Genomic DNA, 25,550 nt, shown 5'->3' with positions numbered 1-25,550 from the left:
AGGCACCTTCCTGTAAGGGCCTTCCGTGGAGATCATTCTATATATTGATTATTATAGTTCAAACATCATAGAAAAAGTGCTCAATGCGAGCGCCTGCTCGCATTCTGACCGGATGGAGGAGTATTATACTCCCTCACTCACCGGCCCGGTCGGCGATATATCGCTTGAGGAGTTCAAGCGCCTCCCATTCCCGGGGCCCCCCGCACTTCCGCGCAAGGCCGGCGTGGTGCTCGATCAGTTCTCCGAGCCAGGGGTCGCGGTTTTTGACGTAGCGGGTGGCGTGGACCGTCGCGTCCACGATGCTCGCAAAGCCCCGGTTCACCGGGTGCAGTTGGAGATCCAGCACCTCTTCACGGAGGGGAGTGAGCCGGACCGTGATCGCCTCGTCTCCCGACCGCTCCACGTCCGCAGCAAATGCAGCCCAGGCCTCGGCATCGCGGAGCCGACAGACGGTCATCCCGTCGACCTCCTCCCGGACGAAGGCATCATCGGGGAGGTCGTCAAACGCCGTGCGGACATAGATGACGGGGTCAAAGGTGAAGTTCGCCACCACCCAGCGGTCGCGGACGACATTCCGGGCGGTGTGGCTCCCGCGGAAGAGGACCATATGGAGCGTTCCGTTCCGATTGATGATCCCCATCGGGGCGGCGTTGCCGTCGGTGGTCGCGATCACCTCGTTGATCCCTTCGGTCAGCAATCCCACCGCCACCCCTCCCCGAGGGCTACGTAGATCCCGGCAATCGTGATATCGGCGATCGAGCCGGGATTTATGCCGTCTCTGATGCACTCCACATCGAATGCAGTGAGATCGCGCTTATTCTCAAGCACCTCTGCCGCACACCGCATCGTCCGCTCCGCAACCTCCATCCCGTGCTTCTTTGCGATAAACGTATCCGGCTCCGTCGCAAGAAGGTCGAGGAATGCATCCACGATTGCCTTCCGTCCGCACCCGTGCGCATGCAGCAGGTCCGCACACCGGCGTGTCAGGGCAAATCCGTTCGTCCACTCCCGGGCAACCATATCCCGGGGCGCCGAGTAGGCCATAATATCTGCAAGGGTCATCCCCCGCTCCCGGATCGCGGCGATTGAGGCCGGGTCGTTCACGTCCAGGTCGTCGCTCTCTCCCATCCGAACGCTCGTGAGGCCGAAGGCCGCATAAAAATCGACCGCGTCCTCGACATCGGTTTCAGCAACGACCCTCCGTGCTCCCTCGATATCCCCGCCGAGGACGAGGGGAACGAGGAGGATGAACGCCCCAAAATGGGTGTTTCCTCCGGAATGATTGTTCGTCCGGCGGACCGCCTCACGGATCAGGCTTCCGACCCGGCCGCCGTCCCTCTCGGCCGCATCGAAGACGGGTCGTGCGAGGATCGTCGAGGCGAGAAAGTGTTCAAGACGCGTATCCTCATAGTCGTGGCACCGGTCCACGTTCCCGGGTTTCGGATAGGCGCAGACCTCGAGCATCATCGCCATCTGCGCACGTTCAGCTCGATTCATCGGCGGATTCTTCCTCGAATATCCTATGCACGATCTGTTCGGAGAGGCGGCGCTTGCAGCGCATGTACTCGCGTGGAGAGAGATCGATCTTTTCAAGCGTCATGTTCCGGAACATGCAGGGCGAGCTGATCTTGCAGCACCAGGCGAGGCCCCCAAAGCAGGTGGTCTTACCGCCGTCGAGCGGAGTCCCCTTGACCGCCTCCTGTTTGAGTTTCAGGTACTCCTCCCGTGAGAGCCCAAACTTCTGGAGGGCAGGGATGAGCGGGCAGGCCTTCACCGGCATGCAGCAGAAGGCTAGCGACCGGATATCGCCGCCCCGGCAGAGCTGTTTTGGGGCGTTGTACCACCCGCACTCATCGGCGAACCGGGTGATAGCGGCATCGAGGCCGGCAAGCGTCCAGGGGTCGGACTGCCTGGCAAGCGAAACGAGATCAGCCCCGTGTGAGAAGGCGTTCATCGCACGGTCGAAGGTATTGATGGAGTTGTTTGCTATCAGCATCAGGGGGGAGGCGTTGCGGATCTGGCGGAGCCTTACGTGCCCGAAGTCCATCAGGTCGACATGAAGGATATCCGCTCCCGCTTTCCAGACGGTCCTGGCAAGATCGGCATCATTGGCAACACCGGCACGCATCTTCACCGAGACCGTCACGTCCTCCGCCTTTAGGGCACGGATGATCTCGACGAGCTTTGCCGGATTCTTGAGGAGGTACTCCCCGCACCCCGCCTCAAGCATCGCGGGCTGCCGGCAGTGCGCATCGATCTCGTAGACCACCTGGTCCTCAAACGCAGCGGCGACCTCGGCATACGCGGCAGGCGTGCTCCCGCGGAGGTTGAGGCCGGTAACGACATCGCTCTGCTTTAAGGCATTGACCTCTTGCTCCAGCGCCTCAATGGGATCGTCGTAGAGAAACTCTTTGCGGCCCTCTGCGGCCATCTTCCGGCTCGCCTCAAGGGTGGGGGCGTCGATGGAATAGCCGCCGATGAAGGCGACCCCGACATGAGCCGCCCGCTCAAGAACATAGGCGGCATCCACGATCCCTGCCATGGATGCGATTGCCACCGGTGTTTTTACGACACGATCGTTTATGAGGAGCTCAAAACGATCATATGCTTCCATCATGCTTCTCCATCCGTTGGTGGTGAGAGAGGATATTGATTTGTATCCGCCCCAAGTTCATACTCGCCATTGGAACGGGTGAGCGCACAGCAGAGACGGAAATCCTCGATTGAGATGCCTGGGGCGGTCCGGTAGCGCTCAAGGACCTGCTCCCATGGCATGAGGTACGCCTCCTTAGGTATTCCCGCCCCGAACCTGAACTCAACGGCAAGAAACCCCCTGCGTCCGGTCTTTCGGATGAAATCGGTGATCGAGTCGACCTGATGGACGTTATTCTTATCGAGGTGAAAGTGCTTCGAGAAGTAGAGTTTCTTTCCGGAGATCGACTTGCACTCGATGGCCAGGTAGTAGCGGGGGTCGAGGGAGTCGACGAGAACGTCAACATACTGGGTATTGAACTTACTCTGCTTGAGCCGGTAGGCAAACCCCTGCATCTTCCGCTGAGCGAAAAATCGGTTGATACATGAGGCGACCTCCAATTCGAAATTTGCCATCACATAGATCTCGAACCAGGCCCTTAAAAACAATCGGTAATTATTTTAATAGGGCATCGTATTACATTGTAACATATGGGTATTAAAGGAATGTTACTGGTGGGGCATGGCAGCAAGCTCCCATATAATAAGGAACTGATCGAGACGACTGCGGAACTCATCGCCAGGAAGACCAACGAGTATATCGTCAAGCCCGGATTCATGAGCATCAACACACCGACGGTGGAGGAGCAGCTCGAAGCGTTCCGAAAGGAGAATATCGAGATGCTCGTCGTCGTCCCGCTCTTCCTCGCAAGAGGAGTGCACATCGATAAAGACATCCCCGAGATCCTCGGCCTTCCGGAAGGTTCACGGAGAGGCGAGTTCCAGCTCAACGGAAAGACGATCCCGCTCGTCTACGCCAATCCCATCGGCAGCGACCCGCTGCTTGCGGAGTTGATGCTGAAGAACGCGGCCGACGCGATCGCAAACCTGCAACCCTGAAGGGAGGATATGCGGGTCCTGGTGCTGGATACCATCCACGGCGGGGCAGACCTCGCCGCGGCGCTCCGGGATGCCGGCCACGAGACGGACGAAGTGGATGTCTACCGTGGAAAGACCGGGATCCCCACCTCCGAGGCGCTCGTCCGCACCTACGACCTCGTCACCGCGCCGGTTCACCTCGATCCCGACCACCCGATCTTACGTAAACACGGGCCAGCGGTCCCGCACCACGAGATGGTGCGGCGCATCCTGGGCGGCCGGCTCCCGCACCCCTTCATCGAGATCACCGGAGCGAGAGGGAAGACCACGACGGCCCATGCCATCGCGGCGCTGCTCCCGGGCCCGGGCATTCTGCACACATCGACCGGGACCTACCGCTACCCTGAGCGCGAACTGCTCTGGAGGAAGAGCATCACCCCCGCCTCCCTGATCCCGGCGGTCCGCGAGGCGGAGCGGATCGGCGGGTGGCTGGTCGCCGAAGAGTCGCTCGGGGTGACCGCCGCCGGGGACGTGGCGGTGCTGACCTCGGCGGAAGACTACCCGATCGCGGCAGGAAAGAAGCGCGCGATAACGGAGAAGTGCCGGCTGCTTTCCCGGGCACAGACGGTCGTCCTCCCGCCGGGGATCGATCTTCCCGGCGGGATCGCGGCCGGGGATATCGTATCCTTTGAAGAAGAAACGTGCCGCTACTCCGGAAACGGGGTTACCGGGACGTTTACAAACCCGCTCTGCACGCTCCCCGGCTACCAGACCCCGCTAGCGCTCGCGGCGGCGACGGCCTGCATCCTCGGGATCCATCCCTCGCCCCTCGGGGGTTTTTCCGCCCTCCCCGGCCGGATGGCAGCCCGGTGGGAAGGGGAGGTCCTGGTCCTCGATAACGCAAACAGCGGGACGAACATGGCGACCACCGTTGAGGCCGTCCGCTATGCCCGGAACCTCTCGGGCAACGCCCCCTTAACGCTCGTCATCGGCGAGGAGGCGCGAGCAATCTGCGAGGGGTTCCCGGCCGAGGAGGTCCGCCGGACGGTCGAGGCCGTCGCGCCGGCTGCAACCGTCTATGTCGGGGAGGGCCACGCGGCGGCGACGCTTGAGGAGGGGCTTGCCGCCGCCCGGAGCATCACCCCGGCTGGAGCGGCGATCGTCCTTGCAGTCAAGACGTGGAGATAAACATGGACTACATTCAACCAAGACCGAGTTCAATCGTCGCGGCGCTCTATACCGCCCGCGACCTGGGGGTGGACGTGGCGGTCCTCCACGGCCCGTCGGGCTGCTCGTTCAAGCACGCCCGGCTCCTCGAGGAGGACGGCATGCGGGTCCTGACGACGTCGCTTGCCGATAACGAGTTCATCTTCGGCGGGCACGACCCGCTTGTGCGGGTGCTCCGCTACGCCGAGGAGGCGTTTCACCCCCGGCGGATGGCGGTCGTCGGGACGTGTGTTGCGATGATCATCGGCGAAGACCTCCAGTCGGCGGTCCAGGACGCTAAAATTGAGACCCCGACGATCGCCGTCGATATCCATGCAGGGTTTCGGGAGAACATCGAGGGCGTTCTTGCGGCACTCGAGCCTGCGGCTGACGCAGGCTGGATCAGCGCCGAGGAACTGGAGCGGCAGCGGTATCTCCTTGCAAAAGCAAACGAGGTCGAGCGGCTGCGGGGAGCGGCCTCCAGGACCTACATCGAGCCTTCCCGCGGCGACCTCAAGCACGTCGCGGCGAGAAGGCTTGTCGAGCTCGCAGACTCCGGCGCCACCGGGGTCGCGGTGATGAACGCGAAGAAAGAGACCGCGTATATGTTTGCCGACGAACTCGTTGCGCTCCACGAGGTCTGCCCGGACGCCGCGGTCACGTATCTGGCAAACCTCGAGGACAGGGGGCTCCCGAAGGTCCGGGATGACGCCGCCCGGATCCTTGCCGGGATGCGGGAGATGGGGGTTGACCCGGAACTGCTTGGTGCGCTCGATGAGTACGGGGCGAACGGGCCCGCGATCGGGGAGCGGATCCGCGAGCTCGATCCCGACTTCGCCCTCCTCGTCGGGGTCCCGCACGCCGTTCCACCGGAGTACACCCGCGGGATCGAGGTCTTCTCGATCACGAACGGCCCCCGGCAGGTGGAGCCGCTCCGGGAGATGGGCCACCGGCACGTGATGGTCGAGATCGACTTACACCCTAAAACCCTCGGTGTCCGCGAGATCGTCGAGAGTGAGTTCGGGGCAGTCCTTCGGAGTATGCGATGAAGTCCTTTCTTATCGCCGGCGACCGCTCGGGGAGCGGGAAGACAAGCATCACGCTCGCGCTCTCGGCCCTCCTCTCGGCCGACCGGACCGTCCAGACCTTCAAGGTCGGGATGGATTACATCGACCCCTCCTACCTTACCGGGGTGACGGGCCGGCCCTGCCGGAACCTGGACGGCTACGTCATGAGCCCGGACGAGGTCCGGGCGGTCTTTGCCTACGGGTGCCGGGGAGCGGATATCGCCGTCGTCGAGGGGGTGCGGGGGCTCTTTGAGGGCGCAGAGGCGCTCACGGACCTCGGGAGCACCGCCGCCATTGCAAAGCAGCTCGATCTCCCAGTCATTCTGGTCATCAACGCCCGGAGCATCACCCGGAGCGCGGCGGCGATCGTGAAGGGGTTTCTGGCCTTCGACCCGGAGGTCGATATCCGGGGGGTGATCTTGAACAACGTCACCGGGACCCGCCATCAGGAGAAGGCAGTCAGAGCGATCGAGCACTACTGCGGCATACCGGTCGTCGGCACTATCCCCCGGGGGGAGGAGATGGAACTTGCGATGCGCCACCTGGGCCTTGTGCCCTACCTTGAGGGGCAGGGGCACGAGGAGTTCCATGCCCGGATCGAGGCGGTGAAACGGATGATCGGCGAACACGTCGACCTAGAGGCGCTCCTTGGACTCGCCCGGGACGTTACGCCGGTCCCGGATGGGGACGATCTGTATCCGATACCCCGCGACCCGGACGTCCGGATCGGCGTCGCGCTCGATGAGGCCTTCAACTTCTACTACGCCGACCTCTTTGACCTGCTTGCAGCGTTCGGTGCAGAGGTGGTCCCGTTCTCCCCGATCCATGACACGCTGCCGGATGCCGACGGCTACATCTTCGGCGGCGGCTACCCGGAACTCTATGGCCCGGAGCTCGAGGCGAACACCACGATGCGGGAGGAGGTCCGCGAGGTCTCACGGAACGGGACGCCGATCTACGCGGAGTGCGGAGGGCTCATCTACCTCACCGACCGGGTGGTCCTTGCTCCGGGGTTCATGAACGCCGAAACGGAGAGGACGTACGACCTCGCCGGGGTCTTTGCCGGGGAGACCCGGATGCCGGCCCGCCGGATGCTCGGCTACGTCGTGGGGACGAGCGCGGCCGAGAGCCCCGTGGGCGAGGCGGCGTTCAAGGGCCACGAGTTTCACTACAGCAGCGTCGACCTCGCACCGGGAACCCGCTACGCCTACCAGCTCTCCCGGGGGAGCGGGATCCGCGACGGGCTCGATGGTGCGGTCCGGGACCGGACTATCGGGAGTTACACCCACCTCCACCCGGTGACGAGCCGAAAGATGCTCGCGCATTTTGTGGACTGCTGCCGGGAATGAGGGGGGCGTGAATTCTACACCGATATCGAAGGCATGAAACGTAAAAGATACAAGCAACTCAAGACCACACTACTTCCATGATCATTTACCTTGACGGCAAATACGTCCCGGAGGAGGAGGCGAAGGTCTCGGTCTTTGACCACGGGCTCCTCTACGGCGACGGCGTTTTTGAGGGGATACGCGCCTACAGCGGAAGGATCTTCCGTCTTGACGAGCATCTCGCACGGCTCTACGACTCAGCAAAGACGATCGATCTCGCCGTCCCGCTCACAAAGGAGGAGATGGCCGAGGTCATCAAGGAGACGCTCCGGCGGAACAACCTAAAAGACGCCTACATCCGCCCGATCGTGACCCGCGGCAAGGGCGATCTCGGTCTTGACCCCCGGAAATGCCCAAAGCCAACCGTCATCGTCATCGCCGTCACCTGGGGTGCAATGTACGGCGACCTCTACGAGAAGGGCCTGCGGGCCGTCTGCGTCTCGGTCCGGCGCACTCCCCCGGAGTCGATGCCGCCGAACGTCAAGAGCCTCAACTACCTAAATAACATCCTCGCAAAGATAGAGGCGAACTACCGCGGCGTCGACGAGGCGATCTTCTTCGACACCAAGGGCCACATTGCCGAGGGCTCGGGGGACAACATATTCCTGGTCAAGAACGGCGTCCTCCTCACCCCGCCGACCTTGAACAACCTGCGCGGCGTCACCCGTAATGCCGTGCTGGAGATCGCTACGTCGATGGGGCTTACCATCATCGAGCGCAACCTCGGCTACTTCGACCTCTATACGGCCGACGAGGTCTTCGTCACGGGGACCGCGGCCGAGGTCGGCCCGATCCGCGAGATCGACGGCCGGGTCATCGGGAACGGCAAGCCCGGTCCGATCACCCGCCAGCTGATGGCGGCCTACAAAGCCCTCACCCAGAAGGAAGGAACCCCGATCTACGAGTGAGATCCCCGGGCCGCAGGGCGGCCGGGGATTCTCCTGGCATAACTTTTTTATCTTCAGACGCCGAAGTTGTATAGCACTTTGGTGCACACACTCGCTGCTATAGTGTAGGGGCCAATCATGTCGGCCTTTCACGCCGACGACTGGGGTTCAAATCCCCATAGCAGCATTCTGTTTTGAAATTTAATGGCCTGGGTTACATCTATGAGTTCGGACAAAAAGGTAGTATGTATTTAGAAGGTCTGTAGTGATCAGCATACGCGCTGGTAAACCTAGGGATCGATAGAGATTATGGAAATTATCCCAGGCAGATAAAAAGTGCAGAGTTTTTCCGAGTACTCTCATGAAGAGGAAGGGAGGCACTTGGGTATGAACCTGTGATCAGTCAAAACGTGGGGAATCTGCCCCACCCGAAGCGAGTCTTTGATCGGCTCCAACAGTTCGAATTAATGTAATTCTACGGTTGGAAACCTATTCTTTATCGTCTTAATGCATCAAATGAATTCTACAATCAGACTGGTTGTTAATCATACTTTGTTACCAATTATCCCAAAAATTTCAGAATATTTCTACCCTCAATAGTGAGTTTGAATTGGCCTCAGAGCCAACCTAGATGTGGAGAAAGGAAAACCAGAACCACGGATCCTTTAGCGTTTATCGAAGATTATCTTGTCAAAGTGACTCCCCACAGAATGGGCTCGTGCATTGGAAGTACACAGTCAGGAGAATGGTATGAAGACCACCTCATCGTGCTCCCCGTAGCGGCCGTGGCCGCCATCTGTGTCCCCGGGGAGGGCCTAAATAGAGGCACATACAGATACACAGTCGTGGGAAACAGGACGAACTGCATCAGCGATGAGGCATACGAGAGGCTCCTGCAGTTAAAAGGCACCTCGAAGATGAGTTTTTCCGAGGTGATCCTGAAGTATACCCCACCAAAGAAGAAACTCTCCGAGGTCCTCAAGGAGTTCGGGCCGAACCCCGAGCTGGCCGACTCGATCGAGAAAGCGTCACGCGAGATGAGGAAAGCTTCGTGCTCATCGACCTGATCCGGCACGAACCAGAGGCGATGAAAGCGCTCGAGGCAATGGAGCCGGAAGGGTTGCCCCTTGCCACCACGGCGATCAACATCCTCGAACGCTATCGCGGGGCCTGCCTCTCGACATCGGTGCGGATGAATCCCCGGGAAGTCAAAGCAATCATCCAGACGCCGAAGACCCGGTACCAAAAGGGCTTAAGTCAATCCGGCTGATCTAGTAGAATCATGCCCCCCGCCGGCCCGGCGAATACAACCGATGGATCCCGGGATTCAATCGGGATGACCTTTAGCCGCATCGCTCCCGCAGTCATACTCTTCTTCCTCGCTCCCCTCGTCGCCGAGTTCCTGCTCGGGAACCTCGCCATCACCATGCTCCCCGCCCTTATCGTGCTGGCGCCGATGTACGGCGGCGGTGCGCTCCTGATCAGGGAGGTTGTCCGGCGGACCGGCAGAGGCTGGCCGGGCATGATCGTGCTCGCCCTTGCCTACGCCGTTCTGGAAGAAGGCATCATCACCCAGTCGCTCTTCAATCCGAACTACCTTGGTGAACGCCTTCTCGATTACGGCTTTCTGCCGGCGCTCGGGATCGCCCTCCCGTGGACTCTCTTCGTGCTTACCCTCCATACCGTCTGGAGCATCAGCGTGCCGATAGCGCTCGTCGAGGTTCTCTTCCCGGAACGCCGGACCACCCCCTGGCTTGGCCGTCCGGGACTGGCAAGCACCTTCGTCCTCTTCGCCATAGGCAGCATCGCCATAACGGCAGCCACCCTGAGCACCGAGGCCTTTGTCGCCCCGGTGCCTCAACTGGCAGGCGCTGCGGCAGCCGTCATCGTCCTGATCGTCGCCGCATTCAGCCTGCCGCCCGAACTGCACAGGCCTGCAGATACCAGCACGCGGCCGGCACCGGGTGCCTGGTCGGTCGGTGCGTTCTCGCTCGCAGCCGGCTCGATATTCATGCTGATAACGATATTCGCGCAGACACTGCATCTTTCAGACTGGTGGATACCGGTGGCCCTCTATCTCCTCCTGGACGCCGTCGTGATCGTCGTTATCCGGTCGTGGTCCGAACGACAGGGCTGGGGCGACTGGCACCGGCTGGCGCTGGCCGGCGGGGCGCTCCTCACCTATGCCTGGTATGCGTTCCCTCAACCCTCAGTTTCTCTCGGCAACTCCGCCATCGATCTTGCCGGCAACGCCGTATTCGCTGCGGGAGCAGTTCTCCTGATCGCCGTGGCGGCACGGAGGCTGCAGCGGGCGGGCAGTGCCGATTCCTCGGCCGCATAACCATCCGGTACTTTTAGCCCGGAGCCCGGCAGTCTTTCGCCACTCGATCTGGCGGGCAGTGACACTCGCGGAAATCCGCTCTGTCTCCTCCCGATGGCGATGAACCTGATAACGACGGGCAACCCCCGCGTGAATGAACCGTTGCAAGTAAGTAAAACTGCCCTGCGCAGGAGCCCCGACGACGTACCCATGAGGAACCCGGCTCTGAGACGCAACCTGCGCCGTTAGCGGTTGGCAACTCTCCCCCTCACCACATCCCGGGCACCGGCCGGGCAGTTCTCCCCTCCGTCATGGGTACATTACTCTGCTCTTCTTCTTAGCGTCCTGTTCCGGATCCCCTTCGTTGCTTCCCGGGATCTACCCACTACCAAACCCATCCTCGATGCCGTTATCCCTGGTCGCCCAATGCATCTCCACGGAATTCCCGGCTCCGCAACACTTCGTGATGTTATCCCCGGTTGCCCAACGTAGTTTCCCCGGACTCCCGTATCCCGTTTCGTCCCTGTGCCGGCAGCCGATCCTGCCTCCACCCCGACACGCGACCCCCGGGGCGCCCGTCCCCCCGGAATGGCGACATCGTTCAGAACCCGAAATAGCCGGAGCCCCAGCTCGGTCGGCTCGTAGAAGACCTTCCGCTTATCGGCAAAGTCCTCGAGTTTAGCGATCTTCCTTGCCACAAGCCCGCCGTCGACAAGACCTTTCAGAACAGGGCCGATACTGTTCGGGTTTGCCTTGAACATCTCTTTGATCTCGCTGAAGTACTTCCTGCCCTCGAGCACCAGGGCAATATACACGGCCCACCGGAGATCGCTATTCAGTTCCGTCACGGCAGCCCGGGCTTCGTAGGGGACTTCGTTCAGGAATTTTTCAACGACTGTCTGCTCCATACCTCACCTAACATGGATATTAGTTACATATTGATAACTGATATTAACCCTATCGCCAACATTAGTTAGTATTGTGTAACTAATAATTATAATATCGCGATGATAATACTTTCTTAATGACTTCTCCGGGGGGGCGCTCGACCAGGGAGAATGCACCTCGCACTCGTTTTGAGAGATTGAAGCGAGAGCTTCCCATCGGCATTTACGGCTCGTTCTACCGGGAGAGAAAGAACGACCTCTCTGGCTGAGGGATGCCATCAGGGAGCACGGTTACCTCAATGCGTGCATATCTGAGGACTTAGACGACAGACCTCAAGAAGCACGAAATCCATCGGACCCTATATACGATCGTCGCTTGAGCATACAACTGATCGATCGGAGCATGGCTCATATCTTCGTCCTCGCAATGCCCGAGGGGGACGAACCGGCCAACCTGATACAGTCCGTCTCAATGGAACTTGAACGGCTCACCACACACATGGATTACGGAATAAAAGATCATCAGGATGTCATGCTCCTTGTCCAGAACGGACTCATGGACTGCATCGCAGGGAGCGCCGGAAACGTATGCAAGGGACTGATTGCCGAAAAAGAGTACGAATGGGATATCGAATACTATACGCGGATTGATACCACCTTCAAACCGACGATCAACTTCTGCTATCGGTGCATTGAAAAACGGTGGAACCTATAACGAACCAACCAAGCAGCGATCCGAGGGTTTGATGAGGTCGAGGCCCACTGCATGGCAGGCCTTCAAACCCCAAGTTACCGAGGGTATCAGCTGATAGAACTGGACGACCGCCCCAATCGGAGAAGACGATCGTCAAACAAAACTGCCCGCTTCCATCAGCCGGGCGGCATTCCTCAACCCCCACGCGTCCAGAACCAGAAACGCGCCTGCCATGAACACGATCACGGCGAACAGGATGACGAGGAGATCGACCAGCCACTCCGGCAGGGTCACGGCGAGAACCCCGAGGACCAGCGAATTCACGCCCATCCCGAGCGTATATCAGAAGCCCTGCGGCAAATTCCCTCGCTCCCGGATCACCCGGAGCAGCGTGACGGCGGCGCTGGCAAAGAACCAGACCGCGAGAACCAGCAGCATGAGGATGAGGTACTCTTCCCAGAAGACAAATAGAGGAATCGCTGCGCCTGCCACGAGGCTCCCCCGGACGATCTCCTTGCTCCCATGCTCCCTCTGCTGGATGCTCCTAACGATCATGAGAAGCCCAAGAAAGAGAACAAAGGACGGCAGGATTAAGGTAAAGATGGGTTCAAGATCGGTGAGCGCCAGGATGAAAAGAATCGTGGCTATCACCCATAGGAGCACTCCACATCCCATCCGGAGTCTCCAGCTCATCTTCTGATCGAAACGGCGCTGCCGGGGATCTCTCCGCGCTGCATCTTTGGCCGTCACGAGGATGGTCTCCATCGTCTCATGGATCATGAGCACCAGGGGTGCGTCGTCGATCAGGTGCATGATGGGGTTCTTCTCGGGGTCGTACCGGTCCATGTGGACGCGGTACTCCGTCGCCGTCTCGTGGGCATGGTACTGGCCCTTCCGGTAGCTCGCGATGGTCCCGGGGCTTGGGACGTTGATGGCGGACCGTTTCCAGCCCGGATCGAGCGGCTCGGTCACCAGGTCCTTCGGGACGACCACCTGGAAGACCCCCTGGTGCAGTGCATCGAGGTACGACTCAAGCGTGCTCAACCATGCTCCTCCGCGGTCTCCTCGCAGATTCCGTAACTGGATCTCTAAATACTCGTATAAAAACAGGAGTGGGCCATAAGAGCCTTCAACGGGGGACCGACGCCACCGGAGGAGGCGGGGAAGCCGCTCTTCTCCTGTAAGTGAGCTGCCTTGCCGCCGGTGTCAGGATCTGTTCCGGCCTTAGATACGCATATCCCTGGATGAGCCGTGCGATGAGGCCGGTCCATCCGGTCTGGTGGCTCGCCCCCAGCCCTGCGCCGTTATCGCCGTGGAAGTACTCGTAGAAGAGGATGTAGTCGCGCCAGTGCGGGTCTTCCTGGAACTTCGCCACCTGCCCGAAGACCGGGCGCCGGCCGTCCTCGCCGCGGAGGAAGATGCGCTCGAGCCGGTTCTTGATCTCCTCGCTCACCTCGTAGAGGTTCATCCACCGGCCGGAACCGGTAGGGCACTCGATGGTGAAACTGTTCCCGTAGAACGCATAGAGGTTGAGCAGGCTCCGGATGATCAGTATGTTCATCGGGAACCAGATCGGCCCCCGCCAGTTCGAGTTTCCGCCGAACATCTCCGTATTGGACTCCGCCGGTTCGTACTCGACCCTGAACTCCTGCCCGTCCAGGACGAAGGTGTAGGGCTCCTCAGCATGGACGCGGGAGATGGAGCGGATGCCGTAATCGCTCAGGAACTCCTTCTCATCGAGCATCCTTGCGAGGATCCGGCGCAACCTCTCTTCGTTTACCAGGGAGAAAAGGCGGCGGCCGCGGAACCCGGGCCGGCCGGGCGACGTGATATTGGCGGTGAGCAGCGGGTGTTTTTGGGTGAACCAGCGTGCGCGTTCGAGGAATACTGACGCCCCTTTGAAGAGTTCCAGGGAGAGGACGGTGCTCGAGCAGAGAGCGAGGAGCCCGACGATGGTTCGGACCCGCAGACGCGTCGCACTCCCGTCCGGCAGGTGCAGGAGGTCGTAGAAGAACCCGTCCCACTCATCCCACATCCCCTCCTGGTTCTCGCCCATTCGGTTCATCGCAGACGCAATCCAGAGGAAGTGCTCGTAGAACTTGATGGCGAGTTCCGCGTAGACCGGATCGTGAGAGGCAAGAGTTATAGCGATCTCGAGCATGTTCTGGCAGTAGAACGCCATCCACGCCGTCCCGTCGGACTGCTCCAGGTATCCTCCCGACGGGATCGTTGCGCTGCGGTCGAAGACGCCGATGTTGTCGAGCCCAAGAAACCCTCCTTCAAAGACGTTCTGACCGTAGCGGTCTTTCCGGTTCACCCACCAGGTAAAATTCATCAGCAGTTTCTGAAACACCTTCTCGAGGAACCGGACATCGCTCACGCCGAAGACCTCCTCCTCGACACGGTAGACAAAGAGGGCTGCCCAGGCATGTACCGGGGGATTGACGTCGCCAAAGTTCCACTCATAGGCCGGGATCTGGCCGTTCGGGTGGAGGTAGCGCTCGCGCAGCATCAGTTCCAGCTGCTCTTTGGCAAACTCCGGGTCCACCATGGCAAGGGCAACGGCATGGAACGCGAGGTCCCAGGCCGCATACCAGGGATACTCCCACTTGTCGGGCATGGATATGATGTCCGCGTTGTACATGTGGAACCACTGGCTGTTGCGGATGGCCCGCTGGCTGCCCTGAGCCATGTTGGACCCGTGCTGGCGGAGCCAGCGGTCCAGGTCGTAGAAGTAGTACTGCTTCGTCCAGAGCATGCCGGCGAGTGCCTGACGCATCACGTTCGCCGCATCGGGGCTGACCGACGGGGGGGTGATGTTGTCGTAGAACGCGTCAGCCTCCTTTGCCCGCGTGCAAAAGATCTCCTCAAACCTCTCCCCAAACAAGTCCTCCCCAGACGCAGGTGGAGTCTCGTTCAGCCGCAGCCGGATTGCCCGGCTCTCGCCGGGCGGGATGGTCATCGTGTAGTATGCCGAAGACTTCGTCCCGGTCCGGCCGGGGTTCACAGCATCGGTCCGCCCTTCGACGACGTAGTTGTTGATGCCGTCTTTGACGAACGGCGAGGTGTTCGGTCTCCCGAAGAGGCGCTCCGTGTTCGTCTCGTTCTCGGTGAAGAGGAGTTCCGGGGCGCCCTCGCAGTGGAGGTACCGGTCCCCGAGAGCCGGGTGAGCGGCGTGGATGACGCTCGTGCCGGGAGGGCCTTCCACCTGCGCTAGAATGGGCTTCCTCGTGCCCCGCTCGATCCACCAGGTGTTGCGGAACCAGAGGGTGGGCAGCAGGTGCAGGATTGCCTCCTCGGGTCCGCGGTTATGCACGGTGATCCTGATCAGGATGTCGTCAGTGGAGGCCTTCGCGTACTCGATAAAGACGTCGAAGTAGCGGTCGTCGTCGAATATGCCGGTATCGATCAGTTCGTACTCCGGCTCATCCCGGGTGCGGCTTCGGTTCGTCTCTATAAGGTCTTTGTAGGGGAACGCCGCCTGCGGGTACTTGTAGAGGTACTTCATGTAGGCGTGGGTCGGGGTGTTGTCGAGGTAGTAGTAGTACTCCTTCACGTCCTCCCCGTGGTTCCCCTCGGCGTTGGTCAGACCGAAGAGCCGCTCCTTGAGGATGGGGTCGGCACCGTTCCAGAGGGCAAGGGCAAAACACAGATACTGTGAATCGTCCGAGATACCGGCAATCCCGTCCTCCCCCCAGAGGTAGGCGCGGGAGCGTGCGTGGTCGTGGGGGAAGTACGCCCAGGCATTGCCGTCGTCGCTGTAGTCCTCTCTCACCGTCCCCCACTGCCGTTCGCTCAGGTAGGGGCCCCACCGGCGCCAGGGCACGCCCTCCCTGTAGACCTGCCGGAGCCGTTCCCCTTCCTCCGTCGCGGGGGTAACATCATCGGGCAACATGAGGCGAGTAGATAGAAGGGGAGTGGATATACGTTTCGACGAACCCGGAGAGTGGAGCCGTTCCGGCCATTCCACCGCAATGTATTGCTCTCGCTTCGGGGTGCCCTGGTGGAAAATTGAGAGCGGGGCCGGCACGGCCCTCTTCAGCGTGCCGGCGCCGCCATCGGTTCTTTCTGCTCTCCCGATGCCGCAGTCTCGAGCGCTTTATCAAGCGCCGCGCCGGCGAGCACGAGGGCTTCCGGCGTGACCAGGCCCTGTGAGATAACATAGCCGTTGGCATCGCGGAGCGCCTGCTTGAGTTCCTTCGCCCAGAGGTGCTCGATGAGGAAGATCGCGGCAGCGCTGTCGTTCGGGATAGTATCCGCAATTGAGCGGAGATCATCCTCGGTCATACCGAAGGTCCGCCGGGCGGCCGCCGTAGCGCCGGCTTCCGCACCTTCCCGTGCCCCTTCCTCACCGGCGGCGCCAAGGCCGATGAGCGCGCCGACGACGGAGCCGAAACGCTGCCGCTCCTCATCACTGAGCTGTGTGGCCTCCATACCCTCGACGTTTCCGTCCGCATCCTTCCAGACGAACCGGAGATCAATCAGTCTGATGACACCCGCTTTCATAGCTGACCCGAACGCCTGCCGGATCTGGCCGTGGAAGTCAGGGTTCTTGAATCCGATGACCAGGAGCTGCATCGGCCCATACATCACTTCAGCCATTCTTCCATTCCTCCTATGATAGATGCATAGATTGCCTGCCCGCACCCGATTGTCACCGTGCCGGAATACGAATCCGGGCAACTCTGCCTGCGAACGTCTCATCTTCCTGAAAATGTGCACACCTGAGGCGGGCCAAGACCAAATGAGCGACATTATATAAAAATATATGAATAGAAATTTGGCATTACCAGCTTCTCAAAGAAGCCCCTTTTCAATGCTCCCTCTTTTCCACCCAGAACCGCCCCATATAGTCGGGAAAGGGGGAAAAGATCCGATACGCCGCTCAACTCATAACAGCAATGAGGCAAGAACGAGCGCGGCGATGTATGCGGCCGGGTAGAGCCAGACCATCACCCGGTCGATACGATCCGCGATCTCCTTCTGCCTCTCCGTCGCCAGCCACCTCAGGTAGAGATTGTAGGCGACCGTGATGCCGGTGATCACGAAAGTGGCGACCAGGACGGCATCGAGGAACGTGAGGTAGCCAAGATGCGGCAGGCTTCCGGCGATGGTGAAGTTGAACGCGATGAAGAGGAGCAGGTTGGCGCTGGCAATCTCGGCCCGTTTGCCGTAGTCTTTGAGAAGGAACGTAACGTAGGTCAGGAGAATGATGATCAGGATCGGTACCAGGATACGAAGGACGTAGAAGGTCAGGTGGCGGGCCGCCTCGAAGTAGAAGGAGTAGCGCGAGTTCCGGGTCGTGATCTCGACCGTGCTGATGTTGGTCTCGCTTGCGGTGATGTACCACTCCTCCTCCCCGAGCTGGGTGCCTATGGTGGTCTTCTCCGGCCAGGGTTCGTAGACGTAGAGTTCTTCGGGGTAGAGCGAGTCGATGCGGATGAAGAAGTCCTGGGTATCGAACGGGTAAGCCCTGAAGTTGAAGTCCGGCGCCTGCAGGGTCGTCCAGAAGTGTTCGAAGTAGGTGGCGGTGCCGCTCTGCTGCACCACAATGATCTGGTTCTGCGTCCAGCGCTGCGCCTGCTGGTTGTAGAGCGTGAACTCCGGCCACCGTGAGCCCTCGGCATCGACGAAATCATCGACGCTCCGATAGATCTTGAGTTGGCAGTTGCATTCGTCCGGACTGAACGCCAGAGCGGGATCGTTCCACTCCATCCAGATATTGGCCACTACGGCAAAGTTCTCGCCGACCTGGTCCACATTGGTGATCTGCTCCAGTTCGATGCCGACTTTGACCCGAATGGGTTCCCGCAGGACGGCGACTCCCCCCGGCGGTTCGGTACCCGCCAGCACGCCGGGGGCGTTTAAGCCGGCGAGCAGACGGAAGTCTCCCGTCGTGTTGGCCCCGTTCAGCGGGCTTGCAAGCACCTCCAGCCGGTTGTTGCTGCTGGCGCCGGAGAACGTGTACTGGAGCACGGCACTCCTCGTCCCCGGTACGGAAGCCGCTGCTGCGAGGGGTTTGCCGCCGTAATCCCGGAGGATCATCGCCGGGACCAGGTCCCCGGATGTCGCTTCGATGAAGGCATAGAACGTGTCGTTCGCCTCTACCCCGCCGAGGGTGTAGAAGGTCGATGAGCTATTGACAGAGAGATTCCCCGTCACCTCCCGGACACCGACACGCGGCCTTGAAGCGGAGGAATTCAGGACCGCGACGGCGGCTCCGGTCGGCTCGGCCTGGCCGGTCAGCACCTGCGGCGCGTCGATCCCGACCAGAAGGCGGTAGTCCCCGAAGGTCTGCCCGCGTTTTGCCGGAGAACCGATGACGATCAGGAGATAGTCGCCGTCGGCGGGAACGCGGTACTGCAGGGCGGAATCATACGTGCCGTTCGTATCGTCGTTCCAGGCGAGGAAGTACCTGCCGGCGATCTCCGGGATCGCCTCGAACGGGTCCTGCCCCGCTGCCAGGGAGCGGGTCACGTCGGTTGCAAACTCGGTACGTACCCGGCTCGCGTTGAGGTCCGGGCGGGCGACGGCGAGGAACGGGTCCAGGTTTCCTGAGGAACCCTTTGCATAGGCGTACAGGGTCCAGCCCTCCTGCAGGTCAAGATCGTAGACGATTGCCTGGCCGGGCTCGATGCGTCCGGCAAGATCCTGGACTATGGCATCGTCCTCGGCGGTGACCGTGCCTGCCAGTGCCGCGAGAAGGAGAGCAAGAAAGAGCACCCTCCATACTGTATGGGCCCGGTCTCCCAGTCCCCCCACCGGCCAACCGGTCTCGGCACTCATTCGATCCGCTCCATCACCTGTCCAATCCACTCATCGGTGAACATACGTCCTCACCCGGGCCCGGCCTGATCGGCGGGCCTCCCGTTATCCGCCCGGACGCCCGCGGGAACGGAAGTAGGCCTCGATCTGCTCCAGGGACAGCCCTTTTGTCTCCGGCACGAGTTTGAAGATGAAGATCCACGCGAACAGGGCAATCAGGGCGTAGAGGAGGAAGACCCCCGACTCGCCGATGAGATCCACGAGCGAGAGGAACGTCACTGCGATGATGAAGTTCGCGGTCCAGTTCGTGACCGTCGCAAGGCTCATGGCCAGTCCCCGCACGCTAAGGGGATAGATCTCGGCGATGAGCAGCCAGAAGATCGGGCCGAGGCCCAGCGCAAAGGCGGCGACGTAGATGATGAGGCTTATCGCGGTGATCTGCCCGAGCGAGACCGCGGCCACACCGGCGCCGCTATCCTCGAGGGCAAACCCGACCCCGAGGATCAGCATGGCGATGCCCATGCCGGCAAGGCTCCAGAGGAGAAGCGGCCGGCGCCCCGCCCGGTCGACGAGCCAGATGGCGATGAGGGTCACCAGGACGTTCACGACGCCGATCCCGACCGTCGCGGCGATCGAGGCGGTCGCCTCTGCGAGGCCGGCAAACTGGAAGATGGTCGGGGCGTAGTAGATGACGGTGTTGATCCCGGTCGCCTGCTGGAGGATCGCAAGACCCACCCCCAGGAGCAGCGGGAGCCGAACACCGGGCGCGACGAGATCCGACCACGTCCCCGCTCCCTCCGTGCGCACGCTCCTCTCGATCTGCCCGAGCTCGTCCGAGACGTCGGCGGTGCCGCGGATCTTTTTGAGGACGGCTGCGGCGTCGGCGGAGCGGTTCATGAAGACCAGCCACCGGGGGCTCCGGGGCATCAGGAACATGCCGATCAGGAGGACCGTGCCCGGGATGACGCCCGCGAGGAACATCGCCCGCCAGTCGCCGGCCGCCGCAAAGTAGTAGTTCACGCCGTAGGCGATCAGGATGCCGACCGTTATCAGGAGCTGGTTGAGCGAGACAAGGGCGCCCCGGATGTGTTCCGGCGCAATCTCGGAGATGTAGAGGGGCGCGACGAACGATGCGATACCGATGGCGATCCCGATCAGGATCCTGCCGATGAGGAAGACAGAGAAGACGGGGGAGAGAACGACCACGAACGTGCCCACGAGGAAGATCAGCGATGCGGCCAGGATGGAACTGCGGCGCCCCACCCGGTCCGAGAGAGGCCCCCCGAAGAGCGCCCCGATGATCGCGCCCATCAGAACGGCGCTCACCGCCACCTCGGTCGTGACGCTTGTCAGGCTGAACTCCGCGTTGATGAAGAGGATCGCCCCGGAGATGACGCCGGTATCGAACCCGAAGAGGATCCCGGCGACGGCGGCAATTACAGCGACGACGAGGACAATACCGGTGAGCCTCTCGGACTCAGGCGCCATAGGGATCCTCCACCCGGCTGTGAGTCATACGGGGCTTCGCCTGAGCCCCATATGGGAGGCCGGGACGAGGGGAGTTCAGCATTGGGCCGCGGAGAGGGATGAGGACGAACCCCGCACCTGGGAGAGGCGGGGTTTTGTGAAGTCGGGGTGCTTCATCATTGGAGACTGCCGAAGATCGCATCGCACCCAGTTGAGATCCCGGTATTTAAACCTACGTCCCCACAAGGCCGGAGAGAGACGATGACGATCTGCCCGGGGGCAAGGTTCATATTTTGAAGTGCGCATTCCGAGGCATGCCGGCACTGCAGGTACGCCCGGAGAGGGACGAGTCCCGGCGTTCGGATGGAACAACGAGTCGGTCCAGGATTATTGATGGGATCCGGAGAGGATTTCGGGCCATCGCCATAGCCTTCGTCGTCGCTACCCTGATTCCCGTAGTCCTCGGCCTTCTCCTCTCCGTTCCGGTCGGGAGAGTGCTCTCCCTGATCGTTGCCACCCTCCTTCTCCAGGCAAACGCCGCGTTCGTCGGCCTCTCGCTCGGTCTCGACCCCGTCTTCGTCCTGGTCGTCATGACCTTCGTGGAGGTCGGGATCGTCCTTGCCATTTACGAGATCCTGGATGCATTCGCCGAGCAGTCTGATAGGGTCAAACGTTTCACGAAGAGCACAGAAGAGAAGATGAAGAGGTACCCGATCTTACAGAGATACGGTGCAGCCACGCTCATCGTCCTCCCCATGCTCCCTGTGATCGGCCTCTACTCCAGCGTCGTCATCGGGTGGCTCCTGCGCTGGGACAAACTCCAGTCGATCTTCTTCGTCACGCTGGGATGGGTCCTCGTCACCGGCTTCCTCCTGCTCGTCGCACTCGGCATCGTCCGGGCGGTTTTCTGACGCGGACAGTGAAGCACCGGCCTCATCACCGCGCCATCTGGTCGATCGCCGCCGTCACGGCGAGGACGAGCGCATCGTCGTGCCCCGGCTCCACCTCAACGCCGTAGGTGTCCCGGATCCGGAACCACTTCTTCGAGACCTCGGCAACCCGCTCCCGCCGCCCGGCCTCGATATGGTACTCGTGATCGAGGATGTTCCCCTGGACCTCCCAGTCGCCCTCTCCGGGAATGCTGACCGTCCACCGCTCCCGGAGCGGCGCGATCATCGCCTTCTTGATAGTCGCCGCCGTGCCGCCTTCGCCCTTCTCGATCTCCATCGTATCCTTGACCCGGAGCATCCGCTCCTGGATCTTGTAAAGGTCCTGCCCCTCCTTGCTCTGGATGATCAGGGTGTTCCTCGCCCGGAGGGCTTTTCCGTCCACCTTGAACGCCTTGTTTCCGTCATGATCCTCGATCCAGTAGTCGTCCCCGATGGAGACGAGTTTCTCGCGCATCTTATACCGGTGCGCCCCGCCGGCCTCTTTACGCCGCGCTAGACCGCCTTCCGCTCTCCTTCGCAACATGGACATCACCCACAGGCTGCCGTCGCCAATCACACTGCTCACACATTATGGTTACTGCGCAGTGCAGGTCTGCGGTTATGCGCCCCAGAATGGCAGATCCCGCCATAACGAGCAGGAGCCGTCCGGTTATCGGGGCGCTGCCGGCCCGGTTGCGACCCCCGGATCCGGGCATCGAAAGTGATTAATCCGTGATGGCACCCAAGACGGCGCTCACAGCATGGAGAGTGCAAGATGTCCAAGAGCTGGAAGGGCACGGCCAATCTCGATATCCGGGATTCCGTGCCAGACTGGGGCCCCTACCTGCAGCCGCAGGCGCCGGCGGATGCCCCAAACATCCTGATGATCGTCTGGGACGACGTCGGCTACGGGGCTATGGACGTATTCGGCGGCCCTATCGAGACGCCCACAATGCGGCGCATCGCCGATATGGGCATACGCTACAGCAACTTCCACACCACGGCGCTCTGTTCGCCCACCCGGTCGAGCCTGCTGACCGGGCGCAACGCAACCAGCAACAACATGGCCTGCATCACCGAGGCGTCCGCCGGTTTTCCGGGGTTATCCGCCCGTATTCCGTTCGAGAACGGGTTTATCTCGGAAGTGTTGAACGAGCGGGGCTACAACACCTACGCCATCGGCAAGTGGCACCTGACCCCGGCCGAGGAGACCGATATGTCCTCGTGGAAGGGGCGCTGGCCGCTCGGGCGGGGGTTCGAGCGCTACTACGGGTTCCTCGGCGGGGAGACCAACCAGTGGTACCCCGACCTCGTCTACGACAACCACCCGATAGACCAGCCCTACCGCCCGGAAGACGGCTACCACTTCTCCAGGGATATCGCCGATAAAGCGATCGAGTTCATCCGCGACGCGAAGGTGATTGCCCCCGAAAAACCCTGGTTCATGTACTTCTGCCCCGGCTGCGCCCATGCCCCGCACCACGTCTTCAAGGAATGGGCCGACCGCTACAAAGGCCGGTTCGATATGGGCTACGAGAAGATCCGTGAGCAGATCCTCGAGAACCAAAAGAAGATGGGATTGCTCCCGGAAAACACCCGGCTCTCCCCCATCAATCCCCACGGCGAGCCGGGAACGACCGGGCCGGACGGCCAGCCGTGGCCGGCTCTCGACTTCGTGCCGCCCTGGGACTCGCTCTCCGAGGACGAAAAGAGGCTCTTTATCCGCATGGCAGAGGTTTTTGCCGGCTATGTCACCTACACCGACGCTCAAATTGGGCGGATCCTCGACTATCTCGAGGAGTCCGGGCAGTTTGAGAACACCATCATCGTCGTCGTATCCGACAACGGTTCCAGCGCCGAGGGCGGTCCAAGCGGCTCCTTCAACGAGAACAAGTTCTTCAACAACGTCCCCGACACAGTCGAGGCAAACCTGCCGCACATCGACGAGCTCGGCGGCCCCAGGGCGTACAACCACTACTGCACCGGCTGGGCGTGGGCGTTCGACACCCCGTTCCCCTACTGGAAGCGGTTTGCCGGGTACGAAGGCGGCATTGCGGATATGTGCCTGATTGCGTGGCCCCGGGGCATCAGCGCCCAAGGAGAGATACGCCACCAGTACATCCACGCCGTGGACATCGTCCCGACGCTCTACGACCTGCTGGGGATCGAGCCGCCGGAGGTGCTGAAGGGCTATACCCAGAGCCCGATCGAGGGGGAGAGTTTCAGGGCCACCTTTGATGACCCCGATGCCCCCGGACGGGAGACCCAGTTCTACGCGATGCTCGGCCAGCGGGCGATCTACCACCAGGGCTGGCTTGCATGCACCGTCCATCCGCCCCTCTCGGGCTGGGGCAACTACGAGCACGACGTCTGGGAACTCTACAACCTAAAAGAAGACCGGACCCAGACGCAGAACCTTGCGGACGAAAAAAGAGACGTGCTTGAGCTCCTCAAGGGGCTCTGGTTCTACTATGCAGGGGTTTACAACGGTATGCCGATTGATGACCGCAATGCACTGGAGCTTATCTCGACACCGCGCCCCCAGCCATCCAGGCCCAGGAACCGCTACGTCTACTATCCCAATACCGCCGAGGTTCCCGAGTCGGTGGCGGTCAGTATTAGGGGGCGGTCGTATGCGATCGCGGCCGGCGCCGTCATCGACGGGCCGGAAGCGCAGGGAGTGCTCTTTGCCCACGGGGGTGTCGGGGGCGGGCATAGCCTCTACATTGCCGATGGGCGACTGCACTACGTCTACAACTGGCTCGGGGACGTGATCCAGAAGATCTCCTCAAGCAGCACCGTCCCCGCCGGCCGGCACGTCTTCACGGCGGAGTTTACAAAGGACGGTGTCGAACCTGATACCGGGAGCGCCACGGGCACTCTCACACTCTACATAGACATGAAGAAGGTGGGGGAGGGACGGATCATGACCCAGCCCGGATACTTCGGCCTCACCGGCGACGGGCTCTGCGTCGGCCGGGACAGCGGGTCGCCAGTATCGCCGGACTATGCCGCACCCTTCGCCTTTACGGGCGGGACCATCGAGCGGGTGGTGATCGATGTCAGCGGCGAGCGCTATGTCGACCATGAGAAGGAGGTTGCTGCCTGGATCAAGCGGGACTAAATGCCCCCCTTCTCCCACAGCATCTTTTGTACTTCTGGCCGCTCCCGCAGGGACAGGGCTCGTTCCGCCCCACCTTTGCCGCGAGCATCGGCATCACCTCGCCCGCGGGCCGCCCCCGCCGGAGCAGGCCGGCCATCATCCGCATCGGGCGGTCGGCGTGGGAGAAGAACGCCCGATACCCTTCACAGAGATAGTTCAAGCCCCCATCGACGAACCGGTTTTTTGGACACTCGCCGTTGCAGACGGAAAGGAACCTGCACTCCCGGCACTGCCGGGGGAGCGTCCCGCGCTTGGCCGCCCCGAACCGCCGCTGTTTCTCGGAGGCTACGAGTTCAGCGAGCGGTGTTGCGAGGATGTTGCCGAGGAGGTGGTCCGGTTCGACGAAGTGGTCGCAGGAGTAGAGGTCGCCGTTATGCTCGAGCGCCACCCCAAGGCCGCAGGTGGGGGCAAAGACGCAGACCGATCCTGCCATCCCGAGCCAGCCCGCGAGCGCCCAGTCGAAGTTCAGGACGAAGAACCGGCCGACGTCCCTCCTGACCCACTCATCAAAGACCTCGATCAGGAACCGGCCCCACTGGTCCGGCCGGACGGACCGGTCGGAGACTCTGCTCCCGTCCTCACGCTCGACGATGGGGATGAACTGGATGTAGGGTGCACCGAGTTCGTCGCGGAAGAACCGGTAGACCTCCTGGGGATGATCGGCATTCGTGCTCGTGACCGCACAGAGGATGTTGAATGCGACCCGGTGCTTCTGGAGGAGAAGGGCGGCTTTCTCGACCCGGTCGAACGTGCCGCAGCCCTGTCGGTCCCGCCGGTAGGCGTCATGGAGGTCGCGGGGGCCGTCCATCGAGAGGCCGACGAGGAACCTGTTCTCGCGGAAGAACCGGCACCACTTATCGTCAAGGAGGAGGCCGTTCGTCTGGAAGGTGTTCTCGATGCGGGTTTTCGGCCCGGCATACTTCTTCTGGACCGCCACCGCCCGCCGAAAGAACGGAAGTCCCATCAGGGTCGGCTCTCCCCCCTGCCAGGCGAACGTCACCTCCGGCACGGTGTGCCCCGCGATGGTCTGGCGGATGTACTCCTCCATCACCTTATCGGTCATCCTGAAGGTGCCGTCCGGGTACAGTCCTTTCTTCTCTTTGTAAAAACAGTAGGCACAGTCGAGGTTGCACCGTGCCCCGGCCGGTTTCGCCATGACGTGGAAGGCGGGGGGCGCCCTCCCGCCGGACCCTAACGTTCGCAATAC

The 25,550-nt window shown here is 61.4% G+C and carries 24 protein-coding genes and 1 tRNA gene; 12 read left to right on the top strand and 13 right to left on the bottom strand.

Features of this window, described 5'->3' with window-relative positions; all coding sequences use genetic code 11:
- Positions 1–133: 133 nt before the first annotated feature.
- From MCUTH_RS03140 to MCUTH_RS03125, 4 genes are read right to left on the bottom strand one after another with little or no spacing between them, the layout of a single operon-like run.
- A complete protein-coding gene (locus MCUTH_RS03140) occupies positions 134–703 on the bottom strand; it encodes a DUF447 domain-containing protein (RefSeq protein WP_066955405.1) in 570 nt (189 codons plus the stop codon).
- Positions 691–1,497, bottom strand: a complete 807-nt coding sequence (locus MCUTH_RS03135; RefSeq protein WP_066955402.1) for a triphosphoribosyl-dephospho-CoA synthase — start codon at positions 1,495–1,497, stop codon at positions 691–693. The genes MCUTH_RS03140 and MCUTH_RS03135 overlap by 13 nt, the downstream gene beginning before the upstream one ends.
- Entirely contained in the window at positions 1,484–2,617 is a 1,134-nt protein-coding gene (locus MCUTH_RS03130) for a methanogenesis marker 9 domain-containing protein (protein ID WP_066955399.1), read from the bottom strand. The genes MCUTH_RS03135 and MCUTH_RS03130 overlap by 14 nt, the downstream gene beginning before the upstream one ends.
- Positions 2,614–3,108, bottom strand: a complete 495-nt coding sequence (locus MCUTH_RS03125; protein ID WP_066955396.1) for a Holliday junction resolvase — start codon at positions 3,106–3,108, stop codon at positions 2,614–2,616. The genes MCUTH_RS03130 and MCUTH_RS03125 overlap by 4 nt, the downstream gene beginning before the upstream one ends.
- Before the next feature lie 75 nt (positions 3,109–3,183).
- Here MCUTH_RS03125 and cfbA point away from each other — a divergent pair, with 75 nt between their 5' ends.
- From cfbA to MCUTH_RS03080, 9 genes are all read left to right on the top strand, one after another.
- Positions 3,184–3,591 carry a sirohydrochlorin nickelochelatase gene (gene cfbA / locus MCUTH_RS03120; protein WP_066955393.1) on the top strand — a complete coding sequence of 136 codons (408 nt, stop codon included), beginning with the start codon at positions 3,184–3,186 and terminating at the stop codon, positions 3,589–3,591.
- 9 nt (positions 3,592–3,600) lie between these two features.
- Positions 3,601–4,758, top strand: coding sequence for a coenzyme F430 synthase (gene cfbE, locus MCUTH_RS03115; RefSeq protein WP_066955389.1), 1,158 nt, complete (start codon positions 3,601–3,603; stop codon positions 4,756–4,758).
- A gap of 2 nt (positions 4,759–4,760) precedes the next feature.
- Positions 4,761–5,825 carry a Ni-sirohydrochlorin a,c-diamide reductive cyclase catalytic subunit gene (cfbD, locus tag MCUTH_RS03110; protein WP_066955386.1) on the top strand — a complete coding sequence of 355 codons (1,065 nt, stop codon included), beginning with the start codon at positions 4,761–4,763 and terminating at the stop codon, positions 5,823–5,825.
- On the top strand, positions 5,822–7,192 hold the full coding sequence (cfbB, locus tag MCUTH_RS03105) for a Ni-sirohydrochlorin a,c-diamide synthase (RefSeq protein WP_066955383.1): 1,371 nt from the start codon (positions 5,822–5,824) through the stop codon (positions 7,190–7,192). The genes cfbD and cfbB overlap by 4 nt, the downstream gene beginning before the upstream one ends.
- A 77-nt stretch (positions 7,193–7,269) precedes the next feature.
- Positions 7,270–8,139 carry a branched-chain-amino-acid transaminase gene (gene ilvE, locus MCUTH_RS03100; protein WP_066955380.1) on the top strand — a complete coding sequence of 290 codons (870 nt, stop codon included), beginning with the start codon at positions 7,270–7,272 and terminating at the stop codon, positions 8,137–8,139.
- 93 nt (positions 8,140–8,232) lie between these two features.
- Positions 8,233–8,305: transfer RNA gene (locus MCUTH_RS03095), tRNA-Glu, on the top strand.
- A 658-nt stretch (positions 8,306–8,963) separates the two neighbouring features.
- Positions 8,964–9,185: an antitoxin VapB family protein gene (locus tag MCUTH_RS11540; RefSeq protein WP_066955377.1), complete on the top strand. Its 222-nt coding sequence runs from the start codon at positions 8,964–8,966 to the stop codon at positions 9,183–9,185.
- Positions 9,170–9,388, top strand: a complete 219-nt coding sequence (locus tag MCUTH_RS03085; RefSeq protein WP_066955374.1) for a PIN domain-containing protein — start codon at positions 9,170–9,172, stop codon at positions 9,386–9,388. Before MCUTH_RS11540 ends, MCUTH_RS03085 begins: the two co-directional genes overlap by 16 nt.
- Before the next feature lie 66 nt (positions 9,389–9,454).
- The gene (locus MCUTH_RS03080) at positions 9,455–10,459 is read left to right on the top strand and encodes a hypothetical protein (protein WP_083524743.1); all 1,005 of its coding nucleotides are present in this window, start codon (positions 9,455–9,457) and stop codon (positions 10,457–10,459) included.
- A 299-nt stretch (positions 10,460–10,758) separates the two neighbouring features.
- Here MCUTH_RS03080 and MCUTH_RS03075 read toward each other — a convergent pair whose 3' ends face one another.
- Positions 10,759–11,346, bottom strand: a complete 588-nt coding sequence (locus MCUTH_RS03075) for a MarR family winged helix-turn-helix transcriptional regulator (protein WP_066955369.1) — start codon at positions 11,344–11,346, stop codon at positions 10,759–10,761.
- Between the two features lie 355 nt (positions 11,347–11,701).
- Here MCUTH_RS03075 and MCUTH_RS03070 point away from each other — a divergent pair, with 355 nt between their 5' ends.
- Positions 11,702–12,040 carry a hypothetical protein gene (locus MCUTH_RS03070; protein ID WP_150468683.1) on the top strand — a complete coding sequence of 113 codons (339 nt, stop codon included), beginning with the start codon at positions 11,702–11,704 and terminating at the stop codon, positions 12,038–12,040.
- A gap of 132 nt (positions 12,041–12,172) precedes the next feature.
- Here the strand turns inward: MCUTH_RS03070 and MCUTH_RS11930 are convergent, their stop codons facing one another.
- The 6 genes from MCUTH_RS11930 to MCUTH_RS03045 form a co-directional block, all read right to left on the bottom strand.
- On the bottom strand, positions 12,173–12,343 hold the full coding sequence (locus MCUTH_RS11930; protein ID WP_236707428.1) for a DUF308 domain-containing protein: 171 nt from the start codon (positions 12,341–12,343) through the stop codon (positions 12,173–12,175).
- 18 nt (positions 12,344–12,361) lie between these two features.
- Positions 12,362–13,063 (bottom strand): hypothetical protein, encoded by a 702-nt coding sequence (locus MCUTH_RS03065; RefSeq protein WP_224732741.1) that lies wholly within the window; start codon positions 13,061–13,063, stop codon positions 12,362–12,364.
- Positions 13,064–13,148: 85 nt separating this feature from the next.
- Positions 13,149–15,914, bottom strand: a complete 2,766-nt coding sequence (locus tag MCUTH_RS03060) for an MGH1-like glycoside hydrolase domain-containing protein (protein ID WP_066955363.1) — start codon at positions 15,912–15,914, stop codon at positions 13,149–13,151.
- 143 nt (positions 15,915–16,057) lie between these two features.
- Complete coding sequence (locus tag MCUTH_RS03055) at positions 16,058–16,621, bottom strand: DUF1269 domain-containing protein (RefSeq protein ID WP_066955360.1); 564 nt, start codon at positions 16,619–16,621, stop codon at positions 16,058–16,060.
- A 288-nt stretch (positions 16,622–16,909) separates the two neighbouring features.
- Positions 16,910–18,805 (bottom strand): ligand-gated ion channel, encoded by a 1,896-nt coding sequence (locus MCUTH_RS03050; protein ID WP_066955357.1) that lies wholly within the window; start codon positions 18,803–18,805, stop codon positions 16,910–16,912.
- An 84-nt stretch (positions 18,806–18,889) separates the two neighbouring features.
- The gene (locus tag MCUTH_RS03045) at positions 18,890–20,272 is read right to left on the bottom strand and encodes a sugar porter family MFS transporter (protein WP_066955354.1); all 1,383 of its coding nucleotides are present in this window, start codon (positions 20,270–20,272) and stop codon (positions 18,890–18,892) included.
- A gap of 293 nt (positions 20,273–20,565) precedes the next feature.
- Here MCUTH_RS03045 and MCUTH_RS03040 point away from each other — a divergent pair, with 293 nt between their 5' ends.
- Positions 20,566–21,162: a small multi-drug export protein gene (locus MCUTH_RS03040; RefSeq protein ID WP_066955352.1), complete on the top strand. Its 597-nt coding sequence runs from the start codon at positions 20,566–20,568 to the stop codon at positions 21,160–21,162.
- 25 nt (positions 21,163–21,187) lie between these two features.
- Here the strand turns inward: MCUTH_RS03040 and MCUTH_RS03035 are convergent, their stop codons facing one another.
- Positions 21,188–21,766 (bottom strand): LURP-one-related/scramblase family protein, encoded by a 579-nt coding sequence (locus MCUTH_RS03035; RefSeq protein WP_236707427.1) that lies wholly within the window; start codon positions 21,764–21,766, stop codon positions 21,188–21,190.
- Positions 21,767–21,955: 189 nt separating this feature from the next.
- Between MCUTH_RS03035 and MCUTH_RS03030 the strand changes: the two genes are divergently transcribed.
- Positions 21,956–24,304: an arylsulfatase gene (locus MCUTH_RS03030; RefSeq protein WP_066955346.1), complete on the top strand. Its 2,349-nt coding sequence runs from the start codon at positions 21,956–21,958 to the stop codon at positions 24,302–24,304.
- Here the strand turns inward: MCUTH_RS03030 and MCUTH_RS03025 are convergent.
- Positions 24,291–25,547: an anaerobic sulfatase maturase gene (locus MCUTH_RS03025; RefSeq protein WP_201784934.1), complete on the bottom strand. Its 1,257-nt coding sequence runs from the start codon at positions 25,545–25,547 to the stop codon at positions 24,291–24,293. The genes MCUTH_RS03030 and MCUTH_RS03025 overlap by 14 nt on opposite strands.
- Between the last annotated feature and the right edge of the window lie 3 nt (positions 25,548–25,550).

It is taken from the genome of Methanoculleus thermophilus (genome assembly GCF_001571405.1).
Classification (GTDB): domain Archaea; phylum Halobacteriota; class Methanomicrobia; order Methanomicrobiales; family Methanoculleaceae; genus Methanoculleus; species Methanoculleus thermophilus.
The sequence above is the reverse complement of the archived record's forward strand: the minus strand, read 5'-3'. Positions and strand labels throughout refer to the sequence as shown.